This window comes from Pantoea sp. SGAir0183 (genome assembly GCF_043545505.1).
On record NZ_CP028053.1, the window covers coordinates 2194568 to 2213556 of the forward strand.

14 protein-coding genes are annotated in these 18989 nt (G+C 55.5%); 9 read left to right on the forward strand and 5 right to left on the reverse strand.

Annotated features, from left to right (window positions below; genetic code table 11):
• From C1N59_RS10205 to C1N59_RS10220, 4 genes are all read left to right on the forward strand, one after another.
• The gene (locus C1N59_RS10205) at positions 1-1197 is read left to right on the forward strand and encodes an ABC transporter substrate-binding protein (RefSeq protein WP_394549405.1); all 1197 of its coding nucleotides are present in this window, start codon (positions 1-3) and stop codon (positions 1195-1197) included.
• Positions 1198-1241: 44 nt separating this feature from the next.
• A complete protein-coding gene (locus C1N59_RS10210; RefSeq protein ID WP_033741683.1) occupies positions 1242-1688 on the forward strand; it encodes an NUDIX hydrolase in 447 nt (148 codons plus the stop codon).
• A gap of 137 nt (positions 1689-1825) precedes the next feature.
• A complete protein-coding gene (locus tag C1N59_RS10215) occupies positions 1826-2236 on the forward strand; it encodes a VOC family protein (RefSeq protein ID WP_054633754.1) in 411 nt (136 codons plus the stop codon).
• 225 nt (positions 2237-2461) lie between these two features.
• On the forward strand, positions 2462-2848 hold the full coding sequence (locus C1N59_RS10220; RefSeq protein WP_054687732.1) for a hypothetical protein: 387 nt from the start codon (positions 2462-2464) through the stop codon (positions 2846-2848).
• A gap of 772 nt (positions 2849-3620) precedes the next feature.
• On the opposite strand, the gene C1N59_RS10225 is transcribed toward C1N59_RS10220, so the two are convergent.
• The 4 genes from C1N59_RS10225 to C1N59_RS10240 all read right to left on the reverse strand — a co-directional run bounded on the left by C1N59_RS10225 (position 3621) and on the right by C1N59_RS10240 (position 8064).
• Positions 3621-4154: a C40 family peptidase gene (locus tag C1N59_RS10225; RefSeq protein ID WP_058708142.1), complete on the reverse strand. Its 534-nt coding sequence runs from the start codon at positions 4152-4154 to the stop codon at positions 3621-3623.
• A 253-nt stretch (positions 4155-4407) separates the two neighbouring features.
• Entirely contained in the window at positions 4408-5121 is a 714-nt protein-coding gene (locus C1N59_RS10230) for an MgtC/SapB family protein (RefSeq protein WP_033741675.1), read from the reverse strand.
• A 304-nt stretch (positions 5122-5425) separates the two neighbouring features.
• A complete protein-coding gene (locus tag C1N59_RS10235; RefSeq protein ID WP_394549407.1) occupies positions 5426-7756 on the reverse strand; it encodes an FdhF/YdeP family oxidoreductase in 2331 nt (776 codons plus the stop codon).
• A gap of 143 nt (positions 7757-7899) precedes the next feature.
• The gene (locus C1N59_RS10240; RefSeq protein ID WP_172912509.1) at positions 7900-8064 is read right to left on the reverse strand and encodes a DUF2256 domain-containing protein; all 165 of its coding nucleotides are present in this window, start codon (positions 8062-8064) and stop codon (positions 7900-7902) included.
• A gap of 113 nt (positions 8065-8177) precedes the next feature.
• Between C1N59_RS10240 and C1N59_RS10245 the strand changes: the two genes are divergently transcribed.
• From C1N59_RS10245 to C1N59_RS10255, 3 genes are all read left to right on the forward strand, one after another.
• Positions 8178-9515, forward strand: a complete 1338-nt coding sequence (locus C1N59_RS10245; RefSeq protein ID WP_110267494.1) for a glycoside hydrolase family 10 protein — start codon at positions 8178-8180, stop codon at positions 9513-9515.
• Positions 9512-9949 carry a GNAT family N-acetyltransferase gene (locus C1N59_RS10250; RefSeq protein ID WP_033741672.1) on the forward strand — a complete coding sequence of 146 codons (438 nt, stop codon included), beginning with the start codon at positions 9512-9514 and terminating at the stop codon, positions 9947-9949. The genes C1N59_RS10245 and C1N59_RS10250 overlap by 4 nt, the downstream gene beginning before the upstream one ends.
• A gap of 120 nt (positions 9950-10069) precedes the next feature.
• Positions 10070-11302, forward strand: coding sequence for an MFS transporter (locus C1N59_RS10255; protein WP_394549408.1), 1233 nt, complete (start codon positions 10070-10072; stop codon positions 11300-11302).
• 36 nt (positions 11303-11338) lie between these two features.
• Here the strand turns inward: C1N59_RS10255 and malT are convergent, their stop codons facing one another.
• On the reverse strand, positions 11339-14041 hold the full coding sequence (gene malT / locus C1N59_RS10260; RefSeq protein ID WP_394549409.1) for an HTH-type transcriptional regulator MalT: 2703 nt from the start codon (positions 14039-14041) through the stop codon (positions 11339-11341).
• 279 nt (positions 14042-14320) lie between these two features.
• Here malT and malP point away from each other — a divergent pair, with 279 nt between their 5' ends.
• Entirely contained in the window at positions 14321-16723 is a 2403-nt protein-coding gene (gene malP, locus C1N59_RS10265) for a maltodextrin phosphorylase (protein WP_054633760.1), read from the forward strand.
• Between the two features lie 5 nt (positions 16724-16728).
• Entirely contained in the window at positions 16729-18783 is a 2055-nt protein-coding gene (gene malQ / locus C1N59_RS10270) for a 4-alpha-glucanotransferase (protein ID WP_054633761.1), read from the forward strand.
• Positions 18784-18989 lie beyond the last annotated feature (206 nt).

Below are 18989 nucleotides of genomic sequence, written 5' to 3' on the forward strand. Positions count from 1 at the left end.
ATGAACGCTGCGGCGAAAGTCAACGATCAACTGACATTGCGCGTACTGGGCACCTCGGTTACGCTGCTTGAAATATTGCGTGTCCGTGCGGAAAGCGATCTGGGCATTCGCATTGAATATCTGCTGCACAGCGTGGAAGATGCCCAGCGCATTGCGGTCATGCATCCGGAAAGTTATGACCTTTACGATCAGTGGTTTCATAATATCGATTTTGTCTGGCCTGCCCGGGCAATCCAGCCGCTGGAAATCAAGCGACTGACATACTGGGACGAGATAACGCCGCTGGCCAAAACCGGCAGGCTAGGTTCCGATCTGCCGTTAGCCGATGGCAGTGTACCTTCGGAGCGACTGTATGTTCAGCGCGATATGCATTTAGGCAGCCACGCGAGTGACCATATCAGCATGTTGCCGCTTACCCATAACGTGGACAGTTTTGCCTATCATGCCGACCGGCTGCCTGCGGTGCTGCAACAGCAGGAAGAGAGCTGGGGCTGGCTGGTACATCCTTCGCTGACGGGGCAGGTGGCACTACAGGAAGATGCGGCCATGGGCGGTATTGATGCGGCGCTGGCCATGCAGGGGGCCGGGCTGGCACGCTTTGCGAATATCGGTAATCTGACGCTTGATGAGATCGACCTGTTAACACAACAGCTGGCGCGCCTTCACCGTAACGGCCATTTTGCGGCCTTCTGGGCATCGCAGGATGAGGCATGCGATCTGATTGCCAATCAGCAGGTTGAAGTACAAAGTCTCTGGGCACCCATCTATTTTCGTCATCATTTCCATCAGCGCGGCTATAAAATGGCGCGACCACGTGAAGGCTACCGTGCGTGGTACGGCGGCATGTCGCTTTCACGCTGTGCGACCGGCAAAATCAAAGAGGCGGCCTACGACTACCTTAACTGGTGGCAGTCTGGCTGGCCCGGTGCGGTCATGGCGCGGCAGGGTTATTACATTTCTAACGCGGAACGCAGCCGGACGCATCTGTCGGCAGCGGAATGGGATTTCTGGTACGGTGGTCAACCCGCACGCGAAATGCTGCTGGATGCCTGGGGCGCACCGCTGATTCCCCAGGGGGAAGTGCGCGATGGCGGAAGTTACGAGCAACGGATGAGCCACATTGCCGTCTGGAACGCCGTGATGGATGAACATAACTATCTGACGCGCCGCTGGCAGGATTTTTTGCGGCCCCGTTGAGAAATCTTTATCCGTGAGCACGCCACCAATAAAAGGAAGAGAATATGCGCACGCGTCGCTCGGCCCGGTTACTGATCCTGAATGCTTCCCATGAGGTGTTGCTGTTTCGTTTTGTGCATTCGCAGGATGCGCTGGCCGGCAGCGCATACTGGGCAACGCCCGGCGGCGGCGTAGAGCAGGGCGAATCTTTTGAGCAGGCGGCGGTCAGGGAACTGTATGAAGAAACCGGCATTCACCGTGCCGATGTGGGTCCGTCTGTCGGTGAGCGATGCTTTGCCATGACGCTGCCTTCGGGCGAGATCGTGCAGGCACATGAGCGGTTCTTTATTGTTACTGCCGCAGGGAACGAAATTAACACACTGGGCTGGAGTGAAAATGAGAAATCAGTCATTGCCAGTTCGCGCTGGTGGACCGTCAAAGCACTCAGTGAAACAACCGAAACGGTTTATCCCGCCAATATTATGAGCCTGTTGCCTCTGCAATATACCTGAATGCATTCTGACCGACTCTGATTAAATCACCCCGTCGGATTTATGTTAAATAGCAGGCTATTATGTGCGCGTGCTTTTGCATCACGGCATAATCTGTTTAATGCTGGTTCTCTTTACGCCTGACCAAAGAGGTGAAAGTGAACTTACTCAAGATCGACCACGTCCATATTTATGTGCATGACCTGAAGAAAGCAGAACACTGGTATAAACGGGTGCTGGGTTTTTCACGCGATAAATCGTTGCTGTTTTGGTTTACGCAGGGCGGTCCACTGGTGCTGAAAAATAATGCTGCCGTAATATCGCTGTTTTTAAGAACCCATCAGCCGCCGGGTAACACCGTGGCATTTAGCCTGGATGCCAAGTGTTTCTCTCAGTTATTACGCATCCTGGTCGCGCAATCCATACCTTATACAGTCAGCGATCATCAGGTGTCGATGTCCGTTTATTTTTGCGATCCTGACGGAAATCAGATTGAACTGACGTCTTATCAGTACGCGGAAGCGAAGGAAAACCTGGCGATATTTGAGAACAGCGTGTATCGGCCTTAAACAGGCACTTGCTTTGTCAGGTAACGTTAATTGAGACTGACCATCACTCTCTATGCTCATTAAACGCAGAATAAAAAAGAAAAGGGCGGTCTTTTTTCGAGGCACGCCATATTTTGATAACGCTCGTTGTGATTACACCGCGACATCGTTATTTTTTTCAAGAAACGTCTTTAGACGCCGATATTAGTTAATTCACATCAGCTATTGCGTTAAGGAGAACCTAAAATGACGTATTTACATATTAAACAGCCATCAGACGACGAAGGATGTGGTATCGCGGTTATGGCCCGATTACATCAAAAAAGTTATGATGAGATGTTGTCAATTGCTATGGAAAATGGCTTCTGCGACAAGAAGAAACGTGTCAATCTCGCGCAAATGAAAAGATTTCTGGGTTATAAGGGATTAGAGAACGTATCGTATAAAAGACACAACGGGGCCAGCGTACCGACGGATTGTGGTATTTTTCATGGTCGCTGGAATAACGTTAAAACCGGGACACGTCACTGGATTGCTTACCACGATGGTATGTTTTTTGATCCGCTTTTGCCGCAACCCGTCTCGCAATTATCCGCGCAGTTTTATGTGACGCAAATTTTCAAACATCCTTAAATATTCATTGCCTGGAAGGCCAATGGAGATGTTAATAGTCAACGTGAGCACCTTGCAAACTGCTAAATTCGGGGCCAGGCCCTGGGTTGGCTTTTAATATCCTTCATCAGGCATCATAGATCTGTGGGTACCGATATCAAACAGCGTTTCGTATTAATCGATATGTGTGAATGTTGTGGGGATTTCGGTACCTCAGTACGCTAATTTTTACGTAGCCGCGTCAGTTCAGGTTGCAGACGTCAGTTCGTGGCTGATCAGCCTCAGCGATGGAACCAGGCAAAACATCACGTCGCCGCTTTTCGGTATTCACTGCCTGTAAGATGTTTTCTCAACATCAGGTGAGTTGTCATCAAGAACGGCTGATGCGCGTTTAGGGTGATAGACATGAGTTGCAGGGGTGACTCGGTTATCACTGGTAACGCGCACGGCATCAGATTTTGATGTGGCCTGAAGACGAGATATGAGAGCACATAATCAGGCGAAGCGAAGACAAAGCGAAAAAGCAGAGAAAATGGTGCAAAACCGGAAAAGACGCGGAACAACCCATATCGGAGCCTGATGTATAAAAGTACGCATAATGTATATTATGTTAAATAAGATATCCGGTTACGCACTCAGCCAGCCCGTTTACGCCTTTCCTGCCTCACCGCTTCTTTTTGTCCGCTTCTGTACCCACAAATCACAACAACGCTACGTAAAAAACTGGCGCTTATCGCTTATCCCTGTGCTGGATTGGCAGATTTCACGTAGCGTTGCCTGGCATAATTCACGTTTAGCTGGCTCTGTTCAGTGTTACCTGCGCCCCGTATTCTCGCGTCAGACGACGCGCCTGGTAATAAACCGATTTCCAGTATGGGTTGTTCAGTGATGAGCGAATCACGCCCTTGCTGGCCGACGCGTGAATAAACTGATTATCCGTATCGTAGAAGCCAACGTGCATGCCGCCACCAATGCGGAAAAACACCAGATCGCCTGGTTGCAGATGTTCCGGTGTGACACGAACGCCCATATGCAGCAGATCGGCTGTGGTGACGCGGTCCATTGGCAGATTAAAACGATCGTGCAAGGTTCGCCAGACGTAGCCCGAGCAATCCACGCCAGACAGCTGTGTGCCGCCCCATTGGTACGGCGTATCATGCCAGGTGTGCATTTGGTCATGCAACGCCGCGACGATAGGAATCAAATCCGGGTTTTGCGATGCGTCAGCGGCGGTGGTGTCCTTGGGTTCATCTGAATGATGATGACTGCAACCAGAAAGCAGGAGCATAAGGCCGGAAAGAAAAAAGAATGAGGTTTTACGCTTCATCGAATAATCCGCACAGTAAAGATAACAAGGTGAGCAACGCTAAGGGCTTTTATAACCCATTCAATCGCTTATAGAAATATCTACGCTCTGCTTTACTTAACCTTACACTCAAACGGCAGGCTCTCTTTATATAGCGTAAAAAAGCGCACCTGGAAACGGATTTTCGCGAATAAATAACAACGCTACGCGAAATCTGACGCATAACTCCCCTGCTCTTTTATCAGAATTCACGTAGCGGCGCCTGTTTTTTGTGCTATCCGTTTTCGCTCGCATCCAGACCGCATACCTGCCAGCGCACCGAACTGACCCCTTTCTCCAGGCTAATGCGGCTTACCAGACTTTCCAGCTGTCCGGTCATGCTGGGTTGGCCCATCACTTCGGCATTCACTTCCATGCGATGTGGCGGATCCAAATCTTCACTGTGGAGCGATTGCAGGCGCAGGCCGCTGTTGCCCAGGCTGTGCAGCATCAAACTGCGCACCTGAACTTCATCCTGCGCCAGACAAACGATCTGCACTTTGTAATGTTGTACTGCCTCGTCGGCCGACACGATGGACTGGCGATTAATGCCCAGCGCCAGTTCACGCAGCAGAATGTTGGCACAGAGAATTACCATGCAACCTATCGCGGCTTCGAGTAACAACCCCATGCTGCACAGGACGCCGACGGCCGCGGTACACCACAAGGTGGCGGCGGTATTCAGGCCGCGAACGTTCAAACCGTCGCGCATAATCACACCGCCACCCAGGAAGCCGATACCGGAAACCACATAGGCGGCAACGCGAGTGGCGTCGGTGGCAATGCCGGGAACACACTGCGTCATCAGAACGAACAGACAGGCGCCGGTGCTGACCAGCGCGTTAGTACGTAAGCCGGTCATGCGTTGACGCAGCTGACGTTCGCTGCCGATGAGCGCACCCAGAATCAGCGCGGCCGATACGCGCAGTAAAAAGATTTTCCAGTCCATGATAAACCTCTCTCCGCCGCGCGGCAGGCGCAGTACGGAAAAACAAAGATGAATAAAATGGATTACAGCGGGCGTTGATGCAAAGCGCATCACGTCAGGGAAGGATGTTGATACAGCCGCCATCTTAACGTGCAGTTAAGACAGCCAAAACTATCTTACTGCAGAAGCCTGGTGTAATCGTTCGGGACTTGTGTCCAATGTAGGTTGCCTCTTGCGTAAAATTCGCGGCGATTGTATAGCCATCTGAGGGCGGATTTCCACTCAGATGGCGCTTCGTTCAGGATTGGTTTAGCTGGACGGACGTTTAACGGCGCGTTGCGGACGCCTCAACTGGCACGTCGGCGCGGGCCCGCTCCATCCTCACCGGTGTGCTTTTATAGGAGGGAATACCGCTTTTTGTGTCGTAACTGTCTAAGGGAATTAACACGTTAGCTTCAGGGTAATAGGCCGCAACCGATCCTTCGGCCATATCATGCACTGCGATGGTCAGATTATCGAGACGGCGATGAGTGGGATTGCCGTCCGGGTCCAGCGCAATGATGTTAACCTGATCGCCCATGCGAACCCCCTTTTTCTCCGCCTCGTTTTCACTGATAAACAGAATGTCGCGGCGGCCTGAAACGCCGCGATAGCGGTCATCCAGCCCGTAGAGCGTGGTGTTGTACTGATCGTGACTGCGCAGTGTCGTCAGAACGAGATCATGACATTTCAACGAGCGCGGATCTTCATTGATGCCCTCCATCACCAGGAATTGTGCTTTGCCCGATGGCGTATGCCAGACACGTTCAGACGCGCCATTCGGTAAACGGAACCCGCCCGGCTGCTGAATACGTTCGTTGAAGTTGTCAAAACCCGGAATCACCGCTTCGATGGCGTCACGAATCAGGCTGTAGTCGCCTGTCAACGTGTCCCAGTCCACGACCGTGTCCGGCAACGTGGCTTTGGCCAGGCCCGCGATGAGCGCGGGTTCGGATTTCAGATGAGGCGACGCCGGATCGAGCGTGCCGCGTGAGGCGTGTACCATCGACATGGAATCTTCAACCGTCACGCTCTGTGCACCAGACTGTTGCTGGTCAATCTCGGTGCGGCCAAGCACCGGGAACAGATAGCTGTGTTTTGCCAGCAGCAAATGCGAGCGGTTCAGTTTGGTGGCCATGTGCACCACCATATCCAGCTTGCGCATCGCAGCAAAGGTTTGCTGTGGATCCGACATGGCTTCGGCCAGATTACCGCCCAGGCACAGCAGCGCGTTTATCTCACCATCGCGAATGGCCTGAACGGCCTTAACGGCACTGTGTCCGTGTTTTGTCGGTGGTGTGAAACCAAAGACCGCTTCGATGCGCTTCAGCAGGCTTTCGGAGGGAACTTCGGTGATGCCAACGGTACGATCGCCCTGCACATTCGAGTGACCGCGTAACGGACAAATGCCCGCGCCCTTCTTGCCCATATTGCCGCGTAACAGCAGCAGATTCGCAATTTGTTGCACGTTCTGCGTGCCGTACTGATGCTGAGTAATTCCCATGCCATAGCAAATGATCGTGCGTTCAGCATTAGCGTAAAGCTGCGCGATATGCTCAATCTGTTCGCGTGACATACCTGAAACGTTAAGAATATGCGCCCAGTCCGTCGCCTCAAGGTCGGCTTTTAAGGCATCCAGGCCCTGCGTATGTTCAGCGATAAACGCGGCGTCAAACACGCCAGGATTGCCGCGGGTTTTGGCCTCTTCATCCATCGCCATCAGGCACTTCATCACGCCTTTAAGCATGGCCGCATCACCGCCAACCCGGATTTTGTAATAGGTTGACGCCAGTTCCGTTGAACTCAGCGTCACCATCTGTACCGGATTTTGCGGGGCGGTAAAACGCTCAAGTCCCCGTTCGCGCAACGGATTGATCGCGACGATTTTCGCACCGCGTTTCGACACCTCCTGCAACGTGGCCAGCATGCGCGGATGGTTTGTACCAGGATTATGACCGATACAGATCACCAGATCGCAATGGTCAAAATCATCCAGCTCTACCGTGCCTTTGCCGATGCCAATCGATTCAGGTAAGCCGACGCTGGTTGGCTCGTGGCACATATTGGAACAGTCGGGAAAGTTATTGGTGCCAAATTCGCGGGCAAACAGCTGCCACAGAAAGGCGGCCTCGTTGGAAGCACGTCCCGAGGTATAAAATTCCACGCTGTCGGGATTGTGATAACTGCGCAGCCGCTCACCAATTTCATTGAAGGCGGTTTGCCACTCGATGGGCTGATAGGTATCCGTTACCGGATCGTATTTCATTGGATGCGTCAGCCTGCCTTCGCCTTCAAGCTCGTAGGCGCTGCGCTGCCACAATTCGCTGACCGGATGGGCCGCGAAAAACTCAGGTGTTGTGCGTTTACTGGTGGCTTCCCATGACACCGCTTTCGCGCCGTTTTCACAGAACTCAAAGGAGGACGTGTGTTTGGGATCGGGCCAGGCACAGCCGGGACAGTCAAAGCCTTCAGGCTGGTTAACTTTAAATAAGGCAATCACGTCCTGTTTCACGGCCATCTGACCACGAATCGCCCCTGCTACCGCTTTCAGGGCACCCCAGCCGCCCGCTGCGCCATCATAGGGTTTCACACCTTCCGTCCTGTTTTGCTCTTTCATTGCTGCTCCAGACTGACTGTTTTTGTTTTTATTAAGCCTGGTACAGTAATCGCAACGGCGCGTGAGAACAGTCGTGTAAAATTCAGGTTAACTTTTGCTAAATGTTTCACCGAGGCGGCAAAGCCAGGCGAAGCGAGAAAATGTTATTCTCCGTCAGCGGTATTTCGACGCTGTCGCCTGCAACGTTCAGAGCAGTACTGTACCTGATCCCAGCATTTTGCCCACTTTTTACGCCAGGTCATGGGTTTATGGCACTGCCTGCAGTAGCGCACCGGTAGCCCCTGTTTATTTCCTTTAAAAGTGTGCATCGTCTGCCCCCTGTCATCAGGTGATAAGTATAGACAGGCCGGGTTAATTGACTTTACGCCAAATAGGATCAGAATACTGTTCCAGTTAAGGACTACGCGACACGGAGTTTACCATCGCCACTTTTCGCGACGTTTATCGCGCCCGTACGGGACGCCGAGCCGGCCTGTTCGCCGCCTCGGCTTTGTTATTAGCCAGCTGTTCGTCGGAACCGCCAAAATCGCTGGTCACGCCCTTTCCGACCGTCAGTAAACCGCCGGTAACCAGCCAACCGGTGCGGGAGAATGTGCCTGTACGCGGCGTCTGGCTGACGACGGTTTCCCGTCTCGACTGGCCACCGATCGCCTCGGTGAATATCCGCGATGAGGCGCTGCGCGTCAGTCAGCAAAAGCGTGCGCTGACCGATAAACTCGACAAGCTGAAAAGCCTGGGAATCAATACGGTGTTCTTTCAGGTCAAACCGGATGGCACTGCGCTGTGGGCATCGAAGATCCTGCCCTGGTCAGACATGATGACAGGCGAAACAGGTCAGAACCCGGGCTTTGATCCGCTGCAGTTTATGCTGGATGAAGCCCATAAGCGCGGTATGCGCGTGCATGCCTGGTTTAATCCCTACCGCGTTTCCGTGAATACCAAACCCTCAACGGTCGCCGAGCTGAACCGCACCCTGTCACAGCAGCCTGCCAGCGTCTTTGTTCTGCATCGTGACTGGATTCGCACGTCGGGGGATCGTTACGTGCTCGATCCCGGCATTCCGGATGTGCGTGACTGGATAACCAGCATCGTGGCTGAAGTTGTAAAACATTACGATATCGATGGCGTGCAGTTTGATGATTACTTCTACGCCGAGTCGCCCGGCTCGCCCCTGAACGACAGTCAGACGTTTATTCGATACGGTCAGGGCTTTGCCTCGAAGGCAGACTGGCGCAGGCATAATACACAGTTGTTGATCGAGCAGGTTTCTCACACGATCAAGCAGCTCAAGCCGCAGGTGGAGTTTGGCGTCAGCCCGGCGGGCGTCTGGCGTAACCGTTCGCACGATGCTGCCGGCTCGGATACGCGCGGCGCGGCGGCCTACGATGAGTCCTATGCGGATACACGCCGCTGGGTACAGGACGGCTTACTGGATTATATTGCGCCCCAGATTTACTGGCCCTTCTCACGCAGTGCCGCCCGTTACGATGTGCTGGCGAACTGGTGGGCTAACGTTGTTAAGCCGACTAAAACGCGTCTGTATATCGGTATCGCCTTATACAAAGTCGGGGTGCCCGCCAAAAACGAGCCGGAATGGACGATTCAGGGCGGCGTGCCGGAACTGAAACGGCAGCTTGACCTTAACGCTTCCCTGCCGCAGGTCAGCGGCACGATTTTGTTCCGGGAAGACTACCTGAATCAGCCACAAACGCAGCCAGCAGTGAATTACCTGCGCAGCCGCTGGGGGCAACAGCCGTGATAACCGTGGCGGTTGTCGAGGCAGCAACCCCGGCGTTACAGGTCCTGACGGCCCGGCTGTCAGCGGAACTGTCTGCCCTTACTGGCGATGCGGGGACACAGCACTTCAGCGCGCCTGAGGCGGCGACCTGGGTGCTGGCCCGAGACAGCCAGGGCAAGGCAATTGGCTGTGGGGCGCTGGTGCATGTCTCCCCTGAGACAGCCGAACTGAAGCGCATGTTTTCCACCCGCGATATCCCCGGTACGGGCGCGGCCGTGCTGGCCGCGCTTGAGCAGATTGCCCGCGCGCGTGGCTATCGCGCGCTGCGGTGTTCAACGCGCCGGGTGAATACCCGGGCAGTGGCGTTTTATCATCGTTGCCATTTTCAGGAAACCGCACCTTACGGCGCTTATGTCGATAAGCCCGCTTCTGTGTGTCTGATTAAAGCCCTCTGACACAAATCATTAACAAATATTTTACTATTCAGCCCAAAATAGCACTTTTGTCAGCACCGCATTCGCTGCGTGGCGTAATATACGTCAATAAACGTAAAGTCCTCCCACACGGAAATGCGCATGTCTCAATACTCAAGTGAAGTGAAAACCAGTCAGCCCGGACTGGCCGCCAACGTTGATGACAGTCAGAAAATTGTGATGTCGATACTGGGCGCAGTGGCCTTTTCCCACTGCTGTAATGACTTTATCCAGGCCATGCTGCCGTCCATTTATCCGCTGCTGAAAACCAACTTCGCGCTCAGCTACGCCCAGATTGGCTTGATCACGCTGATTTATCAGATGACCGCCTCGCTGCTGCAGCCGTGGATTGGCCTTTATACCGACAAACATCCCAAACCCTGGCTGCTGCCGTCCGGTATGGTTGCGACGCTCATCGGCATCGGGCTGCTGGCCATCGCGCCGCATTTCTCAGTGGTGTTGATGGCATCGGCGCTTATCGGCGTAGGTTCAGCCACGTTTCATCCGGAAGCGTCGCGTGTGGCACGGATGGCTTCGGGCGGGCAATTTGGGACGGCACAATCCACCTTCCAGGTCGGCGGCTATGTCGGTACCGCTTTTGCGCCGCTGGTCGCCGCGATGCTGATCATCCCGCACGGACAGCTGGCGGTGGGCTGGCTGATGCTGATCGCGCTGTTTGCGGTCATCATTCTGTCAGGTATCAGCCGCTGGACGGTGAAGCACGGTCATGCCCACATGAAAAAGCACAACCAGCGGTCACTGCGCGCCCTGTCGTCGCGCGATGTGAAGCTGGCGCTGTCCGTTGTGGGCGTGCTGTTACTGGCTAAATTCACCTATATTGCCTCGATCAGCAACTACTACATTTTTTATCTGGTCGAGCGCTTCCAGTTACCGGTGCCGGAAGCCCAGATTTACCTGTTTACCTTTCTGGCCGCGGTGGCGATTGGGACGCTGGTTGGCGGCCCGGTGGGCGATCGTATCGGACGTAAGGCGGTGGTCTGGATCTCTTTTCTGGGCGTCATTCCCTTCTCGCTCCTGATGCCGCACGCCAACCTGTTCTGGACCGCGATGTTAACCGTTTGCATTGGTTTGGTTTTTTCATCGGCGTTTGCCGCGCTGGTCGTCTATGCCCAGGAGGTGCTGCCGGGCCGCACGGGCATGGTGGCCGGGATCATGTTTGGCACGATGTTTGGGATTGGCGGTATCGCCGCGGCCGCACTGGGGAAATTTGCGGACTGGTACGGTATTACCACGGTATACAACGCCTGTGGCTTTTTACCGCTGCTTGGCTTTGTGACCTTACTGATGCCTGACACGCGAAACAAAAAAGCGTAAAACGCCCAGGCAGCACCCGGCTGCCTGTTGCTTTCCCTACACGTACCCCATCATTTTCAGCATCGACTGCGCATGCGTCATCGCTTCCGCCCGATGGGTGATGCCCAGTTTTTGATACAGGTTGCGGATATGGGTTTTGATGGTGGTGGCGGCCACATCCAGCTCGGCCGCGATCTGCTCGTTGCTGTAGCCGGAATAGATTAATCCCAGCACCTGCCATTCACGTTGCGTCAGTGGGCTGGTGCGGATCAGCTCCGGTACGTCCGGATGGTTCAGCAACCGGCTGACAAAGCCTTCATCAAAATGCGCAAACTTGTGGCGGTGATATTTGTTGATCTCGTTCAGGATGCGCCGCGCCCGATGGTGATCCAGCTCATCAAGTGTATTCAGCTGTAACAGCTGACGGAGCTGCTGCGCCATAGTTTCACCCTGCACAACGAAATGGCTGATAAAGCCGGTGCTGCGTGCCAGATTGAGCGCACTGAGTAAAGCCTGCTGGGCCTTTGCGCGCTGATCCGTTTCCCAGTAGATCTGATTCAGCAACAGCAAATTGCGGTTGAGATCGCTCATTAGCTGCAACGCCCGGGCGTTGTCATTCAGCTCGTCCAGAATCACCTCGGCCTCAGTGTACTGCCCCAGCAGAATCTGCGCCCGCGCCACGTTACGCCACTGTCCCTGTAAAAAATGGTTACTGGCACTGGCCGGTTTTGGCGTCTGACGCAGCCAGTCACGCGCGCTTTGCAAATCGCCGGTCATCTGCCAGTACAGTACCCGCACTTTATCTGCATTGGCCAGCCAGTCATGATGCCAGCGGCCGTTGTTCAGCAGGTTCTCCAGGCGATTTAATAAGGTGCGCGCGTTATCAAGGTTGCCACGGGCGATGGCGCTCTGCACCAGTAAACCCAGGCACTGGATCTGCTGCTGCGGCTGAAAACCCTGTAAGACTTTCATGCCGTCGCGCGCGGCCTGCTCCGCCTCATCCAGCCGTCCCCAGGCCCATAACAGTTGGGCGCGGATGCGCAGCAGAAACTCATGCAACGGGAAGTGAGACAAATGCTGTGCCTTTACCAGCGCGAAGGCCCGATCCTGGGTTTCATACGCGGTTTGCAGAAAGCCCTGGGCAAACAGAATCTCGCTTTGCTGAATCAGGCTCCACAGCACATAGTGCCAGGCATCTTCCCGGCGAGCCATATGCTCCGTCTGGCGCATCAGCGCCAGCGAGTTACTGAGTTCGCCTTTACAATGCAGAATTTCGCCGTGCACCGAGGTCGCGACAATCCGGCTGTAGTGGCGGCTTTCAGGCAGCGCGTCCAGCGCCAGCATCGCCAGACGCTCGGCCTCATCCGCATTACCGTCATTGATCGCCACCTGCGCCAGTAGCGCGTTAAACTCGCCGCGCAGGACCGCATCGATTTCGCAACGGCTCTCCTGCTCAAACCGGGCCAACAGGCTGTTCACCTCTGTGAAGCGGTGCTGGCTCTGCATCAGCCAGGCCTGCAATAACACCAGGTTGGGATGCGCCAGCAGCATACTCCAGGGCAGTGCTTTCAACGACGATTCCAGTAACGGCAGCTCGCTCTGGTTAAACAGAGACCAAGCGTGCTCAATGAGCACGTCCCGCAGCATCTCAGCATCGCCTGAGGCGCGCGCATGATGAATGGCTTCACCCGGAAAGCCCTGCGCCATCCAGCTGGTTGCCGCCGCACGATGCAGGGCGGGAAGCTCTGCAGCCAGCTCCCACAGGCAGCGCTGTTGCAGGAAGCTGCCAAATAACGGGTGATAGCTGAACCACTGACCGGAATCATCCATGCGTTGCAGAAACAGCCCCTGGCGCTCAATCTCCTCCAGCCAGCGTTGGCCGTTCTCCTCACCGGTGACTTCGGCGATCAGCGCCGCATTGAGCGAACGTAGCAGCGCGCTTTTTAACAGGAAATGGCGGGTGGGCAACGTCACGTTATCCAGCACTTCCTCGACCAGATAGTCGTTTAAGTGACTGGCATTAATACCCGACAGACGTCGGGCCGAATGCTGCGCCGCGCCTGCGCCCTGCCGGGCCGACAGGGCGATCAGCTGCAGAGCCGTTGCCCAGCCTGCGACGTCATCGCACAGGCGCCCGGTTTCGTCGGACGCCAGCGGTGCGGGCAGCCGGGCAGCAAAAAACGCCTGCGCTTCCTGATGGGTAAAGGCCAGTTGCTGGCTGCTGAGTTCCAGCAGCTGTTCGCGCACGCGCAGATTGGCAATGCCTAACTGCGGCAGATTACGCGATAGCACGACCAGCGTGACGTTTTCAGGTTGATGGCGTAGAAAGAAGCGCATGGCATCATGAATCGCCGGATTGGTGATGTGATGGTAATCATCAATGATCAGCCACAGCGGCTTATGCCATTCCTGCAAATCGTTAAAGAGTTGGGTAAAGAGTGCGTTAAGGTTGACGTACTGCCGCTTCTGCGCCAGCACTTCACTACGGCGGCAGCATCCCTGCGTGGCCTGCTGCAGGGCCGCTACCAGATAATCCGCAAAGCGCTCCGTCTGGTTGTCGCTTTCATCCAGGGAATACCAGCCCAGCTCGGCTTTATCGGCTGCCCAGTGGGAGATCAAGGTGGTTTTACCGTAGCCAGCGGGGCTCGTCACCAGCACCAGGCGATAGTTACCGGCGGCGGATAATTTTCGCATCAGTCGCTCGCGTTTCACCGTGGTTTCATGCCGGACAGGACGGCTGAGTTTTGAGGGAATTAACATAGACGCACGCTTCTCCATTTGCTTCGGCGCATCATTTTTTTACGCTTCGTAATTATTCTTCACACGTTCAGCTATCCCTTCGGATAAAGCAAGCAGACGCTTAAGTGAATCTTCACAAAAGCGAATCTAATCACACTTAAGTAAAACTTTCGGACTTCCCTCAGGCTCTCCACCCTGCGGCTCCGCCTGCGCGAAATTCTGCCGGGAGGAGGCGCGCGCCGAAACGCAAAAGCACACTGTGGGTTATTTCCTTTTCTCCTTAAAACAGGATTTTCGGCTATGACACAGCATCCCTTTGATCAATCGCTTTTTAACGCTGCGCTGGCGCGCCAGTGGCAACAGTTTGGCTTGCAAGAGGCACACGAGATGACGCCGCATCAGTGGTGGCACGCACTGAGTGGTGCGCTGGCTGAAATGCTGCGCGCGCTCCCTGCCCGGCCCGCTTCCGGCGATCAACGCCATGTCAATTATCTGTCGATGGAGTTTCTGACCGGACGACTGACCGGCAATAACCTCCTCAACCTGGGCTGGTATAACGCTGTCGCTGCCGCCTTATCGCAATGGGATGTGTCACTCAGTGACGTACTGGAAAACGAGCGCGATCCGGCGCTGGGTAATGGCGGCTTAGGGCGTCTGGCAGCCTGCTTTCTGGACGCGATGGCCACTGTCGGTCAGCCCGCTACCGGCTATGGCCTGAATTACCAGTACGGTCTGTTTCGTCAGCGTTTTGTCGACGGCGCGCAGGATGAACAACCCGACGACTGGCAGCGCGAGCGTTATCCCTGGTTTACGTACAATGCCCGGCGGGATGTCCAGGTGGGCTTAGGCGGCAGAGTCAGCAACGAAAACGGCACAATCCGCTGGCAGCCCGCGTTTTACCTCAAGGGCGAAGCCTGGGATCTGCCGGTGGTCGGCTTTGAAAACGGTGTGACGCAGCCGCTGCGGCTGTGGCAGGCCACGCATGCGCAGCCATTTGACCTGCAAACCTTCAACAACGGGGCGTTTATGCGGGCTGAAAAACAGGGCATGGATGCGGCGAAGCTGACGAAAGTCCTTTACCCTAACGACCATCATCAGGCCGGCAAAAAACTCCGCCTGATGCAGCAGTACTTTCAGTGCGCCTGTTCGCTGACTGATATCCTTCGCCGCCACCTGCAGGCGGGCCGTTCGCTCGACAGCCTGGCCGATTACGAAGTGATTCAGCTAAACGACACGCATCCCACGCTGGCGATCCCCGAACTGATGCGGCTGCTGATCGATGAGCACCAATTCAGCTGGGACAGCGCCTGGACCCTCACCCAGCGCACATTTGCCTATACCAACCATACTTTGTTGCCTGAAGCGTTGGAGTGCTGGGATACCGGCATCGTCCGCGCCCTGCTGCCGCGCCATATGCTGATCATCCACCGCCTCAATGCCCAGCTAAAGGCAGAAGTGGATGCACGCTGGCCGGGCGATGACGCGGTCTGGGCCCGACTGGCGATCGTACATCATAAGCAACTCCGCATGGCTAACCTGTGTGTAATGAGTTGCTTTGCCGTAAATGGCGTCGCCGCGCTGCACTCCCGACTCGTCAAAGAAGAGCTGTTCCCGGAATACGTCGCACTATGGCCTGATAAGTTTCATAACGTCACTAACGGCATTACGCCACGCCGCTGGATCAACCAGTGCAATCCCCGCCTTGCCCGCCTGATAAGCCACACGCTGAAGCGGCCGTGGATCAACGATCTGGACGCGCTCGCCTCTCTGGAAAACTGGGTGGATGATGCCGGTTTTTGTGCCGACTATCAGCAGATCAAGCAGCAAAACAAGCAGGATTTGGCCGCGTGGATTGCTGAGCGGACCGACATTGTCGTTAATCCCGCGGCGATGTTTGATGTGCAAATCAAGCGACTGCATGAATACAAACGGCAGCATCTGACGCTGCTGCATATCATCGCCCTCTGGCAGATGCTGTATCGCGATCCACAGGCGAACCTGTGTCCGCGCGTGGTGATCTTCGGGGCCAAAGCGGCACCCGGTTATGCGCTGGCCAAAAACATCATTTACGCCATTAATCAGGTTGCTGAGGTCATAAATCACGACCCGCGCGTGGCCGATCGCCTGAAAGTGGTGTTTATTCCGGACTATAACGTTTCTGTTGCTGAACGGCTGATCCCTGCCGCGGACCTGTCAGAGCAGATATCAACGGCGGGCAAAGAAGCGTCCGGCACCGGCAATATGAAGCTGGCCCTGAACGGTGCGCTTACGATAGGTACGCTCGATGGTGCCAACGTCGAAATTGCCGAACAGGTCGGTGAAGACAATATCTTTATCTTTGGCCACACCGTGGAGCAGGTGCAGGCGCTGAAGGCCGGGCATTACGATCCTGTTCAGTGGCGCACCAACGACGTCCAACTCGATCAGGCCTTACAGGCGCTGGAAAACGGCACCTTTAGCGCGGGCGATACGCACGCGTTTGACCTGCTGTTAAACAGTCTCGGTCCTGAGAACGGCGATCCCTGGCGGGTGCTGGCTGACTTCCGTCACTATCTGAATGCTCAGCAACGTGCCGAAGCCTTATGGGCCGATAAGCAGGCGTGGACGCGCGCAGCCATCCTGAATACCGCCCGCTGCGGAATGTTCAGCGCGGACCGTGCGATTCGCCATTACCAGCAGCGCATCTGGCAGCGTAAAGGATAATTACAATGACGCCTTTTCATCCACCTCAGGAGACGGGCCGCATAGCAACGGAATATGTGGATGCGCATGGAACGGTGCAGACGGTTTCTGCCCTCACGCGTCAGCGTTTGCTGACGGCGATGGCGCGCGAGTCGGCCCCATCCACACCATTGCCCCCCGTATGGGTTATCGCGCAGGGTAAACCGATAGTGTTAACGCCTGTGCTGACCGGTCCCACGCGCTGGCAGTTAACAAGCGAATGCGGGCAGCACTGGTCGGGGCAATGTGAGCCGGATAAACCGTTGTGCTTACCGGAACTGCCTGATGGCTACCATCAATTGCGCCTGACGCAAGGCATGCAACGGGTTATCTGCCAGATAATTGTGACACCGTCACGTTGCTATGCGCCGGAGGCGTTGCTTAAAGGGCGCAGGCGCTGGGGAATCTGTGTGCAGCTCTATTCGTTGCGCTCAGCGGGCAACTGGGGCATGGGCGATTTTGCCGATCTGCGGCAACTGGTGAACGAGACCGGTCAGCGAGGCGGCGCCTTTATCGGTCTGAATCCGTTACATGCGCTGTTCCCCGCGCTGCCCGATCAGGCCAGTCCTTACAGTCCCTCTTCCCGGCGCTGGCTGAATGTGTTGTATATCAGCGTGCCCGATGTGGCTGATTTTACGCTGAGCGCCGCCGCACAGGACTGGTGGCTCGCGGCAGAAACGCAGGACGTTCTCAAGCGCGCCCGCGCGGCACAATGGGTGGATTATCCCGCTGTCGCTTCGCTCAAGCTCACCGCACTGCGGTTTGCGTGGGCGCAGTTTTTGCAGCGTGATAACGAGGACAGTGAGGTCGTCGCATTCGAGGCGTTTATCGTTCAGGGGGGTGAAAGCCTGCTGCATCAGGGCATTTTCGATGCCTTACAGGCCTGGTTTGTGGGTCAGGATCCAACCTGTCACGGCTGGGATACCTGGCCCGCTGCGTATCAACAGCCGGACAGCGCCGCCGTGCACGCCTTTCGCATCGAACACGGTGATGAGATCCGTTTTTATCAGTGGTTACAATGGCTTGCCGCCCGACAATTTGCGGCGTGCTGGCAGGACAGCCAGCGGCTACAGATGACGCTGGGGCTTTATCGCGATCTCGCCGTCGGCGTGGCCGCGAATGGGGCTGAAACCTGGAGCCAGCGTGCCTTGTATTGCCTGGCGGCCAGCGTGGGCGCGCCGCCGGATATTCTCGGACCGCTTGGCCAGAACTGGGGATTACCGCCGCTGCATCCCGGGGAATTGTATGACCGGGCATACGAACCCTGGATAACCCTGCTGCGTGCGAATATGCGTGACTGTGGCGCACTGCGTATTGACCATGTGATGGCGTTACTGCGTCTGTGGTGGATTCCGGCGGGTGAAACGGCAGCGGAAGGTGCCTATGTGACCTATCCTGTCGACGATTTGCTGGCCATTCTGGCGCTGGAAAGCCAGCGTCACCGCTGCATGGTGATCGGAGAAGATCTGGGTACAGTACCGGATACCATCGTGGCGAAACTGCGTGATGCCGGCGTTTACTCCTACAAAGTGCTCTACTTTGAACGAACCGCTGAACGCGCCTTTCGTCCGCCTGCCGCATGGCCTGCGCAGGCCATGGCGGTAGCCACCACCCATGATATGCCAACGCTGCGCGGCTGGTGGCAACACGACGATCTGACGCTCGGCAGCCAGTTGGGACTCTATCCTGACAACGCGGTGCTGGCCGGGCTCCATCGCCAGCGCAGGACAGCCCGCGCGGCGCTGTTGCAGAGCCTGCAGCGCCAGGGTTATCTGAAGAACGGCGCACTGGTGCAGGCCAACAGCCCGCGCATGAGTCTGGTGTTGAATACCGCGCTTCATTGCTATCTGGCTGACTGCAACAGCGCCCTGCTGGGCTTGCAGCCCGAAGACTGGCTGGATATGGCTTCTCCGGTCAATGTACCCGGCACGGTGGAGACCTATCCGAACTGGCGACGTAAGCTCAGCCTGCCGCTGGAGGCGATGTTTGCCGATGCGCGGATTAACGGGCTGCTGGCGACCATGACGCAGAAGCGCGGATAAGAAAATAATGCGGTCCATATCAACCAAAATACAATGCCGATATGGACTGCTAAATGAATTTGGGTGTTGGCTACGCTTCATATGTCATTTCTGTGGCCGGGTTCAATTTACCTTTGGACCGAAACTTGCACACTGGCAAAGATATTAATCAGATTTATTAATATATTGAGAGGGTGCGATGATCGGTTGCTGTGCGTGTTGCGGTA